The sequence below is a fragment of the Catalinimonas locisalis genome (assembly GCF_038039535.1).
Classification (GTDB): domain Bacteria; phylum Bacteroidota; class Bacteroidia; order Cytophagales; family Cyclobacteriaceae; genus Catalinimonas.
In genome coordinates this window covers 16,923-34,022 of sequence record NZ_JBBPHP010000048.1, presented here as the reverse complement: position 1 = coordinate 34,022, position 17,100 = coordinate 16,923, and the positions used below count along the sequence as shown (strand labels likewise).

At 42.1% G+C, this 17,100-nt stretch carries 10 protein-coding genes and 1 pseudogene; 8 read left to right on the top strand and 3 right to left on the bottom strand.

Going from position 1 to position 17,100, the window contains the following annotated elements; all coding sequences use genetic code 11:
* Window positions 1–12 precede the first annotated feature (12 nt).
* Window positions 13–276: a hypothetical protein gene (locus tag WJR50_RS29820; RefSeq protein ID WP_341296989.1), complete on the bottom strand. Its 264-nt coding sequence runs from the start codon at window positions 274–276 to the stop codon at window positions 13–15.
* A 357-nt stretch (window positions 277–633) separates the two neighbouring features.
* Here WJR50_RS29820 and WJR50_RS29815 point away from each other — a divergent pair, with 357 nt between their 5' ends.
* From WJR50_RS29815 to WJR50_RS29790, 6 genes and pseudogenes are all read left to right on the top strand, one after another.
* The gene (locus WJR50_RS29815; protein WP_341296988.1) at window positions 634–1,485 is read left to right on the top strand and encodes an SDR family oxidoreductase; all 852 of its coding nucleotides are present in this window, start codon (window positions 634–636) and stop codon (window positions 1,483–1,485) included.
* A gap of 571 nt (window positions 1,486–2,056) precedes the next feature.
* Window positions 2,057–2,950 carry an AraC family transcriptional regulator gene (locus WJR50_RS29810; RefSeq protein WP_341296987.1) on the top strand — a complete coding sequence of 298 codons (894 nt, stop codon included), beginning with the start codon at window positions 2,057–2,059 and terminating at the stop codon, window positions 2,948–2,950.
* 181 nt (window positions 2,951–3,131) lie between these two features.
* Window positions 3,132–3,431 (top strand): annotated as a pseudogene (locus tag WJR50_RS29805) (DUF6567 family protein); the annotation flags it as partial.
* A gap of 28 nt (window positions 3,432–3,459) precedes the next feature.
* Window positions 3,460–4,191 (top strand): DUF4386 domain-containing protein, encoded by a 732-nt coding sequence (locus tag WJR50_RS29800; RefSeq protein WP_341296986.1) that lies wholly within the window; start codon window positions 3,460–3,462, stop codon window positions 4,189–4,191.
* On the top strand, window positions 4,188–5,216 hold the full coding sequence (locus tag WJR50_RS29795) for an NAD(P)-dependent alcohol dehydrogenase (RefSeq protein ID WP_341296985.1): 1,029 nt from the start codon (window positions 4,188–4,190) through the stop codon (window positions 5,214–5,216). The genes WJR50_RS29800 and WJR50_RS29795 overlap by 4 nt, the downstream gene beginning before the upstream one ends.
* A gap of 80 nt (window positions 5,217–5,296) precedes the next feature.
* Complete coding sequence (locus WJR50_RS29790) at window positions 5,297–6,601, top strand: polysaccharide pyruvyl transferase family protein (RefSeq protein ID WP_341296984.1); 1,305 nt, start codon at window positions 5,297–5,299, stop codon at window positions 6,599–6,601.
* A 297-nt stretch (window positions 6,602–6,898) separates the two neighbouring features.
* On the opposite strand, the gene WJR50_RS29785 is transcribed toward WJR50_RS29790, so the two are convergent.
* On the bottom strand, window positions 6,899–8,458 hold the full coding sequence (locus WJR50_RS29785; protein WP_341296983.1) for a RagB/SusD family nutrient uptake outer membrane protein: 1,560 nt from the start codon (window positions 8,456–8,458) through the stop codon (window positions 6,899–6,901).
* Between the two features lie 29 nt (window positions 8,459–8,487).
* Window positions 8,488–11,706: a SusC/RagA family TonB-linked outer membrane protein gene (locus WJR50_RS29780; RefSeq protein WP_341296982.1), complete on the bottom strand. Its 3,219-nt coding sequence runs from the start codon at window positions 11,704–11,706 to the stop codon at window positions 8,488–8,490.
* A 1,386-nt stretch (window positions 11,707–13,092) separates the two neighbouring features.
* Between WJR50_RS29780 and WJR50_RS29775 the strand changes: the two genes are divergently transcribed.
* Both WJR50_RS29775 and WJR50_RS29770 read left to right on the top strand, forming a co-directional pair.
* Complete coding sequence (locus tag WJR50_RS29775) at window positions 13,093–15,513, top strand: TonB-dependent receptor (protein WP_341296981.1); 2,421 nt, start codon at window positions 13,093–13,095, stop codon at window positions 15,511–15,513.
* Between the two features lie 18 nt (window positions 15,514–15,531).
* Window positions 15,532–16,860, top strand: a complete 1,329-nt coding sequence (locus WJR50_RS29770; protein WP_341296980.1) for a DUF4374 domain-containing protein — start codon at window positions 15,532–15,534, stop codon at window positions 16,858–16,860.
* Window positions 16,861–17,100: the final 240 nt, after the last annotated feature.

The following is a 17,100-nucleotide window of genomic DNA, read 5'->3' as shown; positions in this document are numbered from 1 at the left end:
GGCTAAGAGGAGTTAGTTAAGTTTGTGATCTTCTAACTTGATGAGAATCAGATCAATGTAGATGCTGGGGTAGGAAGACATGAAGCTGGCCAGTTCATCATAGTAGTACTCATAAACTCTGAAGGGAGAACTGCTACTAGCTCCCTCATGCAGCGCACGCTCTCTGGCCTGCGAAAGAAGCCTTTCCTTAAGAGCTTCCTGCGCATTGATGGTAAGCCTGTTCTGCTGTTCATCAATGAAATTAAGCTCACGTGTCTGAATACTACTGTATGTCATCAATATGGGGGTTTGATCAGTACCAAAAGTACTTATAAAAAAGAAACTTATACTTCGTACTTATGATATATTAATAAGTAATCCACTAAAACGCAAATAATTGAGGCTAAGTCTTTTTCAAGAGAGAAACTTATCAGAAAGACTATATTTTTTCATGATTAATTTTTACTAATTGGCCTATTTGAAAATACAGGTTTCTGCCTTGTGAGCATTTTATGCTTTGTGTTAGTCGTGACAAAATTTGATATTTGGTTAACTATTGATAGGATTTTGTAGTTCATTTTATCATGTATTACGATGCTTTATTAAGCAATTTTTTTATACCAATATCGCATAAACTTTTTAAACTATATTTTTATGACTCATTATCCCGAACAAATTCCGCAACAAGATCAGAGCACTCCAGGAAAAGAGAGTGAAATGCATCCCGAACCGGTCATCATCAGAGACAATTACCGGGGCAGTGAAAAGCTAAAAGGCAGAAAAGCACTTATTACCGGAGGTGATTCTGGCATAGGCAGATCGGTAGCAGTACATTTTGCAAGAGAAGGTGCTGATGTAGCCATTATTTACCGCGAAGAAGATGAAGATGCCAATACCACTAAGGAGTTGGTACAGCAGGAAGGTAGAATGTGCTTGGTGCTCAGGGGAGATATCAGGGACCGTAAGTTTTGTGAAAACAGCATCAAAGAAACCCTTCAACAGCTAGGTGCCATAGATATTCTGGTGAATAATGCTGCTGAGCAACATCCGCATAGTGATATAGAGGAGATGGACCTGGATATGATGGAAGATACGTTTCGTACCAACATTTTCTCTATGATACAGATGTGCAAAGTAGCGCTACCCAAAATGAAAGAAGGGAGTACTATCATTAATACCTCCAGTGTAACGGCCTATAGAGGTAGCTCTCACTTAATGGATTATGCTTCTACCAAAGGGGCAATTATTTCTTTTACCCGTTCCCTTAGTCAGAACCTGGCGCAGAAGAATATACGCGTAAATGCAGTAGCTCCCGGCCCCATCTGGACGCCGCTGATTCCTTCCACCTTTGATGATATAGAGAAGTTTGGTAAGCAGGTGCCTATGCAACGTCCGGGACAGCCTTCAGAGGTAGGTCCTGCTTATGTTTTTCTGGCCTCGGAAGATGCCAGCTACATGACAGGGCAGGTAATTCATATTAATGGAGGTGAGATGATAGGAAGTTAGGAAAACGTAAATTAAATACACGATTAAGAGTAGTGAGAAAGGCAGTGTAAGCTGCCTTTTTTTTTGGGAAACCTGAACCCTTCTGTATGCATAAATAACTCTTTTGTATACACGTGGCGATGTATTTTTTAGCAAAAAAGTGCAGACCAAGTGGATACTGGCTGATTAATAAAGAAGGTCGGTTTATTCTCAGGAAGGGGAAAGAGTATTCTGACCACATGTTTGGCTTCAATTAGGAGTAAAGCGAATACTGCGAGAGGCGTATGGATATAAGGGAGATGTACAGGATGGGTGGGCAACTTGCTGATACTATTTTTGGAGTTAGAACAAAACAAACAGTACTCTTAAGTCAATGACCAGCGCTGCACTACAGCACATTGGTAGTTGAAGACCTGGCAGGCAGGGAAAGGTATTGCGGTATTTGAGCAAGTAGATTACAAAAAATAATTTTGTAAATTGACTCCTACTGATCAATCTCATGCCTTTCGTTTCTTTAAGTATTTATCAAAAAGCTACCAGGCTAGCACAAAGTGAGGGTCTATCATCAGATCACCTGAATCATCACCAAAGCATGAAAGAAATCATTCATGGAGATAAATATATCCCTATGGAGCTGCTGCTTGAAGTCTATGAGCTAGCGGATCAGCACTTGAAACCTGCATTTGGCTTAAGGCAGGGCATGCAGCTTACCGCCGATGATTACGGTACTTTGGGACTTTCCTGGAAAACCTGTTGGCGAGCGAAAGATGTGCTGGATCGTATTGAAAGGTATATGATACTCGTCACCGATCATGGAGAAGCGAGGATAGAGGAAAAGGATGGCGCTACCAAGATCATTTTAATGAGAAATGCCAAGCGGAAAGGTATAGAGATCGCCAATGAAGCTACTTTCGTCATGCTAAAAGGTATCATGCAAGAAGTGACCGATAAAGACATACATCCTGCCCAAGTATTCTTCAAGCATACCTCTAAAGTGACAGCTCCATTTATTGATTTTTTCCAGTGCCCGGTAAGCTTTGGGCATGAAGAAAACGCTATTCAATTTATAATCTCGGATATTGACATCCCTACTGTGAAGGCAGATAAGAGCATCCATCGCTTTCTGCTTGATCGGATGGACGAGGAGAAAAAAGGAATTTATGCAAATGCAGATCGGCTTCTAGGCGAAATCCATAAGCTTATTGAAGAAGCCCTTCCCAGTGGTATACCAAGCGTCATTCAAGTAGCTGAATACTTAGGCATGAGTGCCAGAACCTTCAAAAGAAGACTTGCAGAAAAAGACCTTAGCTTCAGGGAGTTGGTGCAACAGATACAGCAAGAGGTATCGGTAGACTTATTGCGAAATTCCAACCAATCCGTAGGTGAAATAGCATTCCTGACTGGCTTTTCAGGACAAAGCGCTTTTAATCGTGCATTCAAACGATGGCTGGGTCAATCTCCTGCTGACTACCGAAAAAATGCCTGAATCATCCTGGCTGGCCTCAAGTGTCAAAGCTTTGGCACAGACTGTCAAGTAAGTGCTAAGCTATTGTCGCAATTTTACTCTTGAACTTAAAAGTAAAAGTAAAAGTAAAATGAAGAAGACAACAAAAGTAATCCTGAGCTTAGTACTGATCGTCGGACTGAGCTCCTGAGGAGTAAACAGGGCCTGGGTTTTCAACCAAAACCAGAACGCAACGCAGGTACACCTTAGTGATAACAACTTTAAGGTGCTCGGCCAGGTAAGTGGGAGTTCGGAAGTTACTTATGTATTGATTTTCGGTGGTCCTAAAAAGAAACACTTATACGAATCGGCCTATCAGGAAATGCTCCAGAACGCCGAGCTGACTACAGGATCAAGAACACTTACCAATATTCTCACCGAAGAACATATTGGCGGAGTTCCTCCATTCTTCTATAAACGAACGGTGACTGTAAGTGCCAATATTATTGAGTTTACTAACTAAGCCTTAAAACCTTCTAACCAACCTAATCATGAAAAATCAAGAATCTACACTGGACAATAAGCGCCTGCTAATGCTTACCGGTTTCATGTACTTACTGGTGATCATCTGTGCTGGGTTTAGCCAGGGTTATGTGAGGGGTACAGTAGTAGTAGCTGGTGATGCAACCACTACTGCTGCCAACATTTTGTCCAATGAAGGATTGTTCCGCTTCGGTCTGGTAACGGATCTGATCGCATTCTTACTGGATGCTGTCATTTCAGTAATGCTCTATCTAATCTTTAAACAGTATAACCAAACACTGGCGATGGTCTCATCTGCATTCCGATTGTTGGCGCATCCGGCTATTGCAAGCCTAAACCTACTCAATCATTATATGGCGCTGGAAGTCTTGGGTGGAGAAACGTTTCTAGATGTTTTTTCTACTGCACAGCTTCACTCTATAAGTCTGCTTTTTATGGAAGCCCATCATTACGGATACTTAATCGCCGGAGCATTTTTTGGGATTCACTGTTTCCTGCTGGGAGTTTTGATCTATCAATCGGACATTATCCCGAATTTGTTTGGAGGACTGCTGATCGGATCCGCTGCAGGATACCTCATGGAAACATTTGGCAACTTCAATTTTCCCGGGAATGAAGCCTGGCTGGTGCTGGTGGTCGGAATTACCGCTGCATTGGGAGAAGTTAGCCTGACTTTTTACATGCTCTTCAAGGGGTTAACAAAATCAAATAAAAGCAACATCCAAACTACTACAGTATGAAAGCGATTATCCGTAAAGAATATGAAACTCCCGCCAGCCTTATGTTGAAAGAGGTAAAACGTCCGGAGCCAAAACCCAATGAAATACTGGTAAAAGTACTGGCCGCCTCTGTCAATAAAGCGGATTGGCATTTGTTAAGAGGGAAGCCTTTTCCTGTGCGTTTGATGGCAGGTTTTTTCAAGCCCAAAAATCTAATACTGGGTGCTGATATTGCCGGAATTGTGGAAAGAGTAGGTAGTGAGGTCACTCAATTTCGTCCAGGTGATGAAGTTTATGGGGAGTTGTCCGGAAGTGGATTTGGAGGTTTTGCAGAGTATGTTACTACTGATGAAAAGCGACTGGCAAAAAAAACCTCCAATCTGACCTATGAAGAGACGGCAGCACTTCCTATAGCATCAATAACAGCCTTGCAAGGGCTTCGTGATAAAGGGAAAATTAAGGCAGGTCAGGAGGTTTTGATTAACGGAGCATCCGGTGGAGTGGGCAGTTATGCCATACAGATCGCCAAAGCTTATGGCGCACAAGTTACCGCGGTATGCAGCACTACTAAGGTAGAAAATGCTTTAAACCAGGGGGCGGATCACGTGATTGATTATACGGTTCAGGATTTTACCAAACATAAAAAACAGTATGATCTGATCTTTGATGTAGTAGGAAATCACTCTGTTACTGCGATTAGCCGAGTGCTTAAGCGAAATGGCTACTATGTAAGCTGTGCCTTTTCAATGGGCGCTATACTATTAGGGCCGTGGAAAACCTTAACGGAAAAGAAGAAGATGATCAGCCTTCTCGCCAGTGCCAATCAGGCAGATTTGCAAACCATATCCAAACTGGCAGAGGAAGGAAGGCTCAAGCCGTTTATTGAAAAGTCCTTTACACTAGATGATGTACCAGAGGCATTACAAATAATAGGTAAAGGGCGATCTGCCGGAAAATTAGTCATTACCATACAATGCGTTTCTAATATAGCTGACTATTTTACGAAGAAAAAAGTAAAGCTATCACTTCAGAAAATGACGGTTTAACTATGGTTATTTCATAGTAGTGTCGTATTTTATGCTTTACCGCCAGGTTAATTGTTTATTTCAACAACCTAATTAAATATATGATTGGTAAAGCAATAGCCCGAAGAAACTGGATAAAAAAGACTGGCCTACTGGCAGCCGCGACTACACTTAGCCCGGCAGTACCAGCTATGTTTCGTCAGATGCTCCAGGATAAAACTGTCCTTCTTCACTCCAGCTGGCAAACAGTCAATATCGGAGATATAGCGCATACTCCCGGCCTGATCAAGGTACTGCAAGATTTTTCGCCAGATACCCAGGTGATTTTGTGGCCCAAAAGTGAGCTGGATCGTGGTGCGGAGGCTATGTTACGTCAAGGTTTTCCCCAGTTGAGCATCATCCAGGGAGATTTGGATGATCAGCTTCGTCCTTCCAGTGGGGCGCTCAAAGAAGCTTTCTCAAAAGCTGATTTTATGCTGCATGGCTCAGGCCCCAGTGTAGTAGGACAGCAGGGCTTAAAAAGCTGGCATGAGTCTACTGGCAAAGCCTTCGGAATTTATGGCGTTACCATTCAGGATATCAGCCTGGAATTGGAAGATCTGCTCAAAAAAGCTTCCTTCGTGTATACACGGGAAACACATTCACTGAAAAACCTGGCAGCAAAAGGCATTCAGGGCGAGCATACCGGGTTTACGCCAGATGCTACTTTTGCCATGCATCTGCTGGACGACCAGAAGGCCAGTGGTTTTTTACAAAAGAATGAGCTGCTAGAAAAGCAGTTTATCTGCGTAATCCCCAGATTAAGAAAAACCCCTTACTACAAAATTCATCCCGATAATGCCGGGTGGAGTCAAGCGTATATTGAAGAAGTAAATGCACTTAATGATGAGCATAAGGAAAAGGACCATGCCAAAGCCAGAGAAGCGATGGTTACTTATGTGCGTGAGACAGGAAACAAAGTATTGGTTTGTCCTGAAATGACCTATCAGCTAGACATCATGGAAGAATTGCTCATAGAGCCATTGCCAGCCGATGTGAAGGAAAATGTGGTCAAACGTAATACTTACTGGCTCCCCGATGAAGCAAGCTCAGTCTACAAAAAAGCACTGGCTGTACTTAGTTTTGAGTGCCATTCGCCAATCATGGCCTTTGCGCACGGAACTCCTGCTTTCTATCTGCGTCAGCCGGAAGACACCATTAAGGGGCAGATGTGGTACGACATAGGCGTAGAAGATTGGGTGTTTGAAATTGAAGAAACGAAAGGAGAAGATATTAGCCGCCAATTGATGAAAGTGGTAGAAAGTTATACTAGCGCGCAGACTTACCGACAAAAAGCCATGAATTATGTGAGTGAGCGTCATCAAAATACCATGCAGTTTGCTGATCAGTCTTTTTCAAAAATCTGAGGTTTTACAATCAGAGAGAGAGACATGCTATTGGCATGATCAAGATGTGTACAGCCTGGGTTGGCTGATCTTTTGCTCAGTTTCAGAAGTTACTGGAAAATGGAGAAGCGCCTGAATCCTATATGCCGCATGTCAACCATCCAAATGAGAAAGGATAAAGGTTATTGTGCATGAGTTGCTGCCTGGTTTATACATGCTGAAGGGGGAAGAAATAACAGCTCATGACTCTTACGACTACTGTAATGAAAATGAGTTCAGAAGTACAGTGTAAACCATACCTCCGAACTCATCCTTAAATCAATAACCGGTATTCTGCTCTAATACGTCGTTGATGTCCATTTCAGATTGAGGAATGGGCCAGAGATAGTCTCTCTCCACAAAATTTGCTTCAACACCTAAATCCAGAATCTCCCATTCACCGCTGTTCTGGTTGATGTAATACATTCCCTGCAACAGCCCGGCTTTCACTTCGCCAATTTCCCAGCGATTGATATCAAATATGCGCAGGCCTTCAAATGCCAGCTCAACTGCACGCTCATCTCTTAAGATCTGTCTTAACTCGTCCTGAGAAAGCCCGGAAGAAATAGCAGGCATTTCAACTGTGGGGCGCTGACGAATCTGATTGATGGCATCGTATACTGAAGCATCAATATCGCCTAATTCAATTTTGGCCTCGGCGTACATTAATAAAACATCAGCATAACGCATCAAAATCATGTTGATAGACCCGATATCAGGATTAGAAGAGTAAGTATCATAATCTACCCACTTCTTCAGATTATATCCATACACGGTAGAAAACTCCGTACTGGATATTCTGTCAGGTGTATTACTGGTCGGCCAGGAGTTGAAAGTAGATGTACCAATGGGTTGTCCGGTATAATAGGCAGTAAAGTCCCAGCGAGGATCAATATTCTCAAAAGGGTCATCCGGATTCACGGGACCGTTGTAATCATATTTCTCAAACAGTCCATGCATGGGCTCTACGGTAGATCCTCCTCCTATGGAAGCCGCGGAATATCCAAATGCATTGTATACATTTCCTCCCACAGCATACTGTCTGTCAAAGATTATTTCTGAAGAATTCTGACCGGCAAACTGGAAAAGCTCACCATAGTTGGGGTACAATGAATAGATGCCCAAATCCATTACCGCAGTAGTCGCGTCAACTACCATCTCATACATATTATTGCGGAGGGCAACCCTTGCTTTTAAAGTGAGGGCGGCACCATGCGTAACTCTGCCGACATTAACGTCCGTATAGCTTAATGGAAGTACATTGTTGCTGATAATATCATCTAATTCATCAATGATAAAATCAACAATTTCAGCTTTGGCAGTTGCAGGCCTTTGGTCGTTGATATCCAGCGGTTCCAGAATTAAGGGTACATCACCCCACAGGCTGGTCAGTTGAGTATAATAGTAGGCGCGAAGGAATCTGGCCTCGGCCTCCAGTCTGGACAGTACTTCGGCATCTCCTTCTACATTGCCTATATTGGTCAGTACATCATTAGCTTTGCGTATACCTCTATAGTAACGTTCCCAGATTCCTGTGATCGTAGCGTTGGAAGGGTCTAGCTCGCCCAGACGTACGTCATTGAAAGTAGGGACGTTGGAGGCAGAACGGAAGCCCAGATCAGTGATTCCATCCAGCTCTATCACCATTTGGGTATTGTCCAACTCATTATAAACAGCGTTTACCGCCAGGCGAGCATCGTTTTCATCCTGCCAGAAAATAGTTTCTGATACTGCTCCGGTAGGTTCCAGATCCAAACCTGTGTCAAAACCATCTTCACATCCTGCTAGTGCAAGGACAGCTAGCGATAGTATGCTTCTGATTATATTAAATTTTTTCATGATCATATTCACTTACAAATTTTTTATTGCTAAAACACAACATTTAGGCCCACACTCATTGTCTTGGTCTGAGGGAAGAATTGACTTCTACCTCTGGGTGTTTCCGGATCAAATAGATCATTAGGAGTGATCGTTAACATATTCTCACCGGAGATATAGACCCTTAAAGATTGAATCAAATCCTGAGGCACGGTGTATCCCAACTGGAAGTTTTTCAATCGGGCATACTTACTATCTGCCAGCCAGAAATCAGATTTAACAATGTTCCATGAGTTACCGGCAGTGACTAACGGCCAGGTTCCATTCGGATTTCTTTCCGGATGATACGCTTCCTGAGCCATTACTTCATGTATAAAATTGCTAAATGCAGGCCCTTCAGGGATTGCTCCATCCAGCAAATGCCATTTTTGTAACACACCCTGCCAGAACATGGAGAAGTCAAATCCTTTGTAATTAGCACTGAAGTTGATACCAAATTCATATCGGGGATCTTCATTCGCAATAATCACCTGGTCACCTCCGGGGAAGATAGACTGAGATATTTCACCATCGTTATTCAGGTCCCTGTAGATGATATCTCCTATGCCTACACTGGGGTGGATGGTAGCAGGGTAGGCATCCAGATCAGCCTGTGAACGGTACAGACCAGGAGAAGACAAACCTCTGAGAGAGTTCATAGACTCACCTTCTGTCCATATGGAGAAGTTGTCTGGGAAGAATGGTCCGGCACCCTTCAAATCTTCTATTTTGTTCTTAACGTCAGAGAAGTTAAGACCTACCGAATAGCTGAATGCGTCATCTGATTTGTAGGCACTTTGGTATGTCAAAGCTAGTTCCCAACCATTGTTAGAAACAGCTGCTGCATTTTGTACCGGAGGGGCCACCCCGATGGTGCTGGAAATCGGCAACTCCAGTAAAATATCGTCAGTGTATTTCCAGTAGTATTCGGCAATCATTCCGATTCTTCCATCCAGGAAGGTCATGTCCAGACCAATGTTAGTCATGGTGGAAGTTTCCCAGGTAATATCCGGGTTACCTGCCTGAGTGATTGCAGCACCATTCACAATATTGCCACCAAACTGATAGCCCTGATTAAGATTGTAAGTGCTTCTAAACCTGTTTAGTCCGATATTCTGGTTACCCAACTGTCCCCAGGATCCTCTTAGCTTGATGGTGCTGATCACGTTGTTATCTACTACACTCTCCATAAAGCCTTCGTTAGAGATATTCCATCCTGCAGAAATGGAAGGGAAGAGTCCCCAACGGTTGCCCTCGCCAAATCGGGAAGAGCCATCAAAACGTAAATTAGCCTGAATCAGGTATTTGTTGTCAAAATCATAATTTACTCTACCAAAGAAAGAACGCAGGCGCCATTCCTCATTGTAGCCACTGATGGATTGGTTTTCTACACTTCCTGAATTCAGATCTCTGAGTTCATTATTAAAAAAACCTTGTCTACGGGCCTGTACATATTTGAGCTGATTGTGGATCTCTTCGTATCCTACCAATCCCTCCAGACCATGCCTGCCCAGGCTTTTGTTGTAATTCAGATACAATCTTTGGCTCAGCTCTCTTTCGGTGACGGTTCTTTCTGTCAGTTGGTTGGTGGCAAACCATCCGGCAACCGACTGTGGTTCACCGGTCAGATAATTCTCCATACCTGCCAGGCTATTCATGAATTCTGACAGATTAGAATCTTCTAAGTTATAAGCGACATTACCTCTTACAGAAAGCGCATCGTTGATGGTATACTCAAAACCACCTTGTGCTAGCATATAGTCATTTAGCCTATTCGTCTCTCCTTCGTTGGCCATAGCCCAGGGATTCCAATAGCCTGATACCAGATCATAAGTGCCATCAGGATATTCCATCACCACATTTCTGTTGATATGCAGCAGCCCCTGGATAATCTGTTGGCCGGCAATACCACTGGCATTCAAAGCATGGCCAGGTCCGCTAAAATGGCCATTTCTGTACATCAGGTTGGTATTGAAGGTCAGTTTGTCAGAGGCATACAAATCGGCATTGATTCGTGCGGTAGTTTGAATGTTGTTAAAATTATCAATGATACCATCTGCGTCGGTGAAATTTACTGAGGCAAAAACTCTCCCGGCATCGCCACCGCTGGAAATGGACACATTATGCTGTTGCATAAATGCATCGGGGTTTAACACCTGCTCCCAGTCAGCAAAAGGAAACTCCAGTGGATTTGTGCCATTGGCCACATTTTCAATGTACTCTTCGCTAAAGGTGGGCGTACCACCGGCATTTACCTGGGCCTCATTTTCCAATCTCAGCCAGGTTTCGGGATCTGCTCCTTCAGGAAAGAAACTAGGGTTTTGAATCCCAAAAAATGTGTTATAAGAAATTTTGGTTCCGGTAGAAGCACCACGTTTGGTAGTTACCAGAATCACACCGTTTGCTGCACGTGATCCATAAATTGCCGATGAGGCGGCATCTTTCAGCACAGAAATAGACTCAATATTCTGAGGTTCAACCACACCCAGGGGCTGCTCTATCCCATCTACCAGTACCAGAGGGTTAGAGTTGTTCAAGGTACCTACCCCGCGGATTCGGATCTCTATATCCTCTGCTCCGGGAGCTGCACCTTGGTTCATCACCGTTAAGCCAGGAGATCTACCTGCCAGTGCGGCTGAAGTATTCGTGACAGGACGCGATGTAAGTTCCTGGCCTGATACCGTACTAATGGCACCTGTAACCTCTTCTCTCTCCTGCGTACCATAACCCACTACCACGATCTCATTCAGGCTTTTTACGTCCTCATTCAGTACAATATTAATTTCGGAGCGTCCGTTGACAGGCACTTCCTGGGTGATATAACCAATAGAAGAGACCACTAAAGTATCATCATTGTTAGGGACATTAATACTAAATTGCCCTTCCACATCGGTAACCGTACCTGTGCTGGAGCCCTTCACCAATACATTGACTCCGGGCAAGCCCAATCCATCAGTAGAGGTAGTTACCTGCCCGGTAACCATGATCATGACAGAAGTATGCACCGACTCCTCTGTAGTAGAAGTTTTAGATTTTTCTCTTTCCTCCCTGCTCTCTCTCAGTCTATCATTGTCTTCGCTTAGGGTGATGTAATTATCATCAATACCCTTATTTGGCCTTTCCAAGCTATCGTGTGCGTACACGCTATCCAAAACAAAAAAATGCAATAAGATGCCATACAGCAATAACTTGTGGTTTAGTAGTAAGGTAAGGTTTGGTTTTTTTCTCATAATTAAAGTTGATATAGTTTTTAACAATGTTTGATCTGGCAGAACCAAAAATCTGATTTGCCGGTAGTGCTGTTAGCTTGAATTAGGGTATCTCATAGGTATGGGTTTACTGTTTAGCGTATGATTTATAAGTATGTTTATAGATAAGCAGACTCATCAAAGACCTTTTAGTCTTCTTTCAAAAAGCTCGTCCGGGTAGCCTTTGCTTTATTTCCTCTCTGCCCTGAGTCTTTTTACTGTTACACTGAGGTTTTACTCTTCTTACCTCTATTATTGAACTTCTTGATCATTTAAATTCTGGTGGATCATTAACTTTTCAATGGTAAAAGCTCACATCATTTGGTGACAGAATACTTTTTATTTCACTGGCTTTCAGATTGTTAGGTCCTATATGTTTCCATTGAAATATTGCCTTATAAAAAAGTGTCAAACCATCTGGTATTTTTAACTTCATGCTGTTTGCTTAAATGAGCATATGCGCAAACATAGAATTTTATTTTAATTTATGTAAAAAATAAAAAATATTATTTTGATAATATCAAAATATGGCTGTATTAAACTTGCTTATAAGCAAAGTTATTATACTGCCTCTTCAAATTCAGATTAAAATGTAGATTCCAAAATTTACATAATTATTATCAATATGCATTTGTATCTTCTTATAAATTATACAAGTTTTTTGATGGCGATTGAGAATTGTTGCTATATATTCATATGTTAAAATAAGAAGTAATACTCAATATTATTTTTCTATTTATAAGAATATAGTATAAACCCATATGGTATAATTATGAATTTGTGCAGCAAAGACTTGGTTACTTTGAATGTTTAAGATTGGGTACATTTAAGGGTATTTTTTAACAAGTGTTAAAGACCTAAAAAGCATTTTTCAGAAGGTTAGAACTACTTAAGCATAAAAGAATTGTTATTTCCATACCCATAATTTTCCAGACTCTTTTGATGAAAAATAAATTAAGTGTGTACACCTCTGCTGAAGCATGTCTTCTTTCAGTAAAATATCTTCATAATCCCGAAGAATTTTTAAATATTTTCCGGGCTTGACTCTAACCGCTTATGACAAACTTGTCCTTTTTAGAGGACAATATGCTTGTTAAGTCACTAATTAATAAATGATGTTCTTGTTAGCTTAACTTGTACGGAACTATGCAGACCACTGCACAGGGACCTTCTTAATTACTATCATAGTGTCATCACTCTATACACCCCTTTCACTATCAGGACGTTACGACAGGAACTAATTTAATTATTTAGAATTTTTCTAAACAACTTGCTTTACTAAGATTCTATCTATAAAATTGCGCCACTATTTTTAATTGATCTAAATGAAAATAAGGGGTGGTTTACACCTAAATCATTGACTGCTTTATGAAAAGAAAGTTATTCTTGATGTCTTTTGTGGTAAGTCTGCTCTCAGCCAATCTCTGTTTTTCGCAGGCTGGAAAGATTTCAGGAACGCTTACTTTTGAAGATGGCACACCAGTAACCTACGCTACAGTTTTTATTCCTTCTATCAAAAAACATACGCTCTCAAGTGAAAACGGCTGGTATGAGCTTGCCAATGTACCTTACGGTACACACCAACTGGAGATCAGTAGCATTGAAATTAAGAAAAGAGCATTTACGGTTAAAGTAGATAGCTTTACTATTGATGGAGCCTTGGTGCTGGAAAGAGCTGATGCCAGTGTACTGGATGAAGTTATAGTGGAAGGAGTCACGGAAAAAAAGGAAATTGAAACCAAAGGCTTTGCAGTGAATGTGGTAGAAACAAAAGCTGCATCACTGCAGTCAGTTCAGACCAATGATCTGCTCAACCGGACGGCAGGGGTGAGGGTTCGCCAAAATGGGGGACTGGGTTCATCAGTGGAGTACAATCTCAATGGGATGTCGGGTAACTCTGTACGGATTTTCATAGATGGCCTGCCTGTTTCTACTTATGGTACATCTTTCAGCCTGAACAGTATTCCACCCGCCTTGATAGAGCGCATAGAAATATACAAAGGAGTACTGCCTGCGCATCTGGCTGATGATGCATTGGGAGGAGCCATCAATGTGGTTTTGAAGCAGGAAGTGACCAATAACCTGACCGCATCAGTTTCATACGGTTCTTTTAATACATTTCAGGGCAATTTTAGCGGGATGTACCGCAATGATCAGTCGGGCTTTACAGTAAAGGCATCAGGTTTTTATAATTACTCCGACAATGATTATGAAGTATGGGGTAAATTCGTTAGGAACATATTGCCAAATGGACGGTATGACTATGTGCGTGCCAGAAGATTTAATGATGCCTACCGATCTGTTGGCGGACAAATAGCGCTTGGTTTTACCAATGAGAAATGGGCCGATCAGTTTTTTATCAGCTACAATGGTTCTGACGATTACAATGAGATTCAGCATGGTACCTATATGTCTATTCCTTATAAGGGAAGGTTTACTGTATCTCAGGCCAATGCGGCTGGTGTCACCTACCGAAAAAGTGATCTGTTTATCCCCGGATTAGAGCTTACCTTCAACGGAGTAATCAGTGACAGAAATCAGGTGGTGAATGATACGGTTAAGTGGAACTACAACTGGTTTGGCGAACGCAGTGTTGGCCTGGATGGCAACCCGATCCTAAGACCGCAGGGAGCGCAGCAGGGAGCACCCACGATTAATCATATCAACAGAAATATCGCTACCTTCAGATCGGGCCTCAATTACGCTATTAACGATCACCATAAGCTCATATTTAGTCATGCGTTTTTCAATATTGACCGTACGCAGCAGGATGAAAAACGCAGCGCTGTAGAACGGGAATTTATAGGAACCCGTGATTTACATAAGAATATCTCCTCGCTAGCTTATGAGCTAAACGTTTTAGATACCCGACTGAAAGCCAATGTATTTGGCAAGCTTTATCAGCAGCGTATAGAGCGGATGGACCCAATACTGGTTGAAGAAAACGGAGCATCGGTGCGGACAGAAGATAGGGTAAACAGCAGTAGAAACACTAGCGGATATGGCATTGCTTTGTCTTTCACCGCTATGCGCCACCTGGTGATACTCGCTTCTGCGGAGAAGGCCGTAAGAATGCCCTCTGAAAATGAAATATTCGGAAGTCCGGGAGACAATATTGTAGAAAATCTTGGTATCAATCCCGAGATCAGTAATAATGTAAACCTGGGATTTCAGGCAGGAAATTATAGCATAGCAGACCATAAATTATCATTTTCAGGTACCGGCTTCATACGGGATACGCGAGACAAAATTGTACAAAGGATCAATCCCCGAATCAATGACGCGGTACAAACCAATCCTTTTGAAAACCTTGGAAAAACAAAGTCAATAGGGTTTGAAGCGGAGCTGAACTATACATACGACAAGCGACTGAATGTGATGTTGAATATGTCCAGGTTCAACTCTGTATTCAACATGAAATATGATGCCAACGGTAATGTCTATGATAACTACAACCAACAGTTGCCCAATGAACCTTTCTTCACCGCCAATAGCGCTGTACAATACACTTTCAGTGACCTGATTGCAGAGAACTCTAGCGTAAATCTTTCTTACAACTTTGGTTTTGTGGACCGTTTTTATACCACATGGCTTGAAATTGAAGATTTCAGAACACCCCCTCAGTTCATTCATGATTTGGGAGTCAATTACATTTTTCCCAACAAAAAATTTGTAGTCAGCGCCGATGTGAGAAATATTTTTGACACTCAGGTATACGACAATTTCGCTGTACAAAAACCAGGAAGGGCTTTCTATCTAAAACTCAATTATACACTTACCAATTTGTAAATTTTTATAATGCTTATCATGAAGAATCTGTTTATTAAATTTTGGTTATTCAGTGCAGTAGCAATTGCTTTTACATTGACTAGTTGTGATGAAGACGAACCCTCAGGCCCGATAGATACAGAAGACCCGGTGGATGATTCCCGTTGGGTAACTGTAGCCGGAGCGCTTATGGGTGACAATCCTGGAGATGGCAATGGTGGTACGATGATCTATGCAATAAGCTATGAAGACGCTATTAACCCTGAAACTACTATCAATTTATATGATGAAGGAGAACCGGTAAAATCAAACCGTACCGCGCGTTTGCAGGTTGCTGAAGATGGTAATACCATGTTCAACATCGCTTATGCCGGAGAAAATGGTGGTGAATTTTCAAGATTCAATGTTCAGGGAGGTGCCAATTATGTGGAAGAAGATGTTACAGTGAGCATTGCTCAATATGCCGGAACTGCTCCCAGATGGGGAAAACTCTATGACGGAGATCAAACGGGTATAGCTGTGAATATAGCGGATATTACCGCAAACAATGCTGAGTCGGATGAGCCCTTTGCCTATTACCGTGGTACAGCCACTGTACTTGCCTTGGATCTGCAGGATGTGCTTATCTCAGATTACAAGCAATATGAAATTCCTCTTTCAGCAGAAGAAGAAAGTGAAGGACATGCCATCTTTCGTTTGGACGCTCCGGTATTAAACCAGGCTGGTGATAAATTGATTATTGGTACCTGGATGCGCAAGTACGATCCTGCCACGGGTGAGAGAGAAAGTGAATGGGAGAGACTGGGTACCAAGTCTGTAGTGGTAGATTACCCTTCCCTGGAAAACCCTCAAGTGATCACTTCAACTGTGGCGAACGGTGACTGCTCAGGCTATCGTAGTAATGTCAACTTCCTGGCTGAAGACGGGAGTATATATCAGGCTACCCAGCGAGACACCGATGGCTCTCATATACTTAAAATCACGGCTGATAATGAGTATGACAACTCTTACGTATTCAGCTTGGACCAGGCGCTAGGCGTGGATGATGTCTATGTGCAGACCTGGAGATATGTGCGCAATGGTATTGGCTACATAGTATATCGTTACGGAGAGTCTGACCAGAGCTATGTTGCCCGTATTGATCTGAATAACCAAACTGCCGAAAGGGTAGAAGAAATTCCTAATGATGCTGACCTGAGCCTTCATCAGTACCAGGGTTTTCTTGTGAGTGGAGATGAGCTATTAATGGCAGTGACTCCCATTGGTAAGGATGGAAATATTTATGTATTGGACAGCCAGACAGGAGAAGTGACCAAAGGAGCCAAATTGGTTAATAAAGCTGGGAACCACTACATTGGTGTATTCTAGGGTGTAATAGCTGTAGTTATTTTATAAGTTAAGCTTTCTGTGGAGTAAATAAATTACTATGCAGAAAGCTTACTTAATTTAAAAGCTTAGGGTGTACCTCAGAAGGTAAATCCCTTTTATGTGTACATAATTTATGCAACCCTTGTGGTTGATATGTAAACCCAATAGTTTTTCTATTCTCCCAGATATTTACAGTCTCATCATTTCAATCAGATTTTCTTCTACTTTTCGCTTAATCCT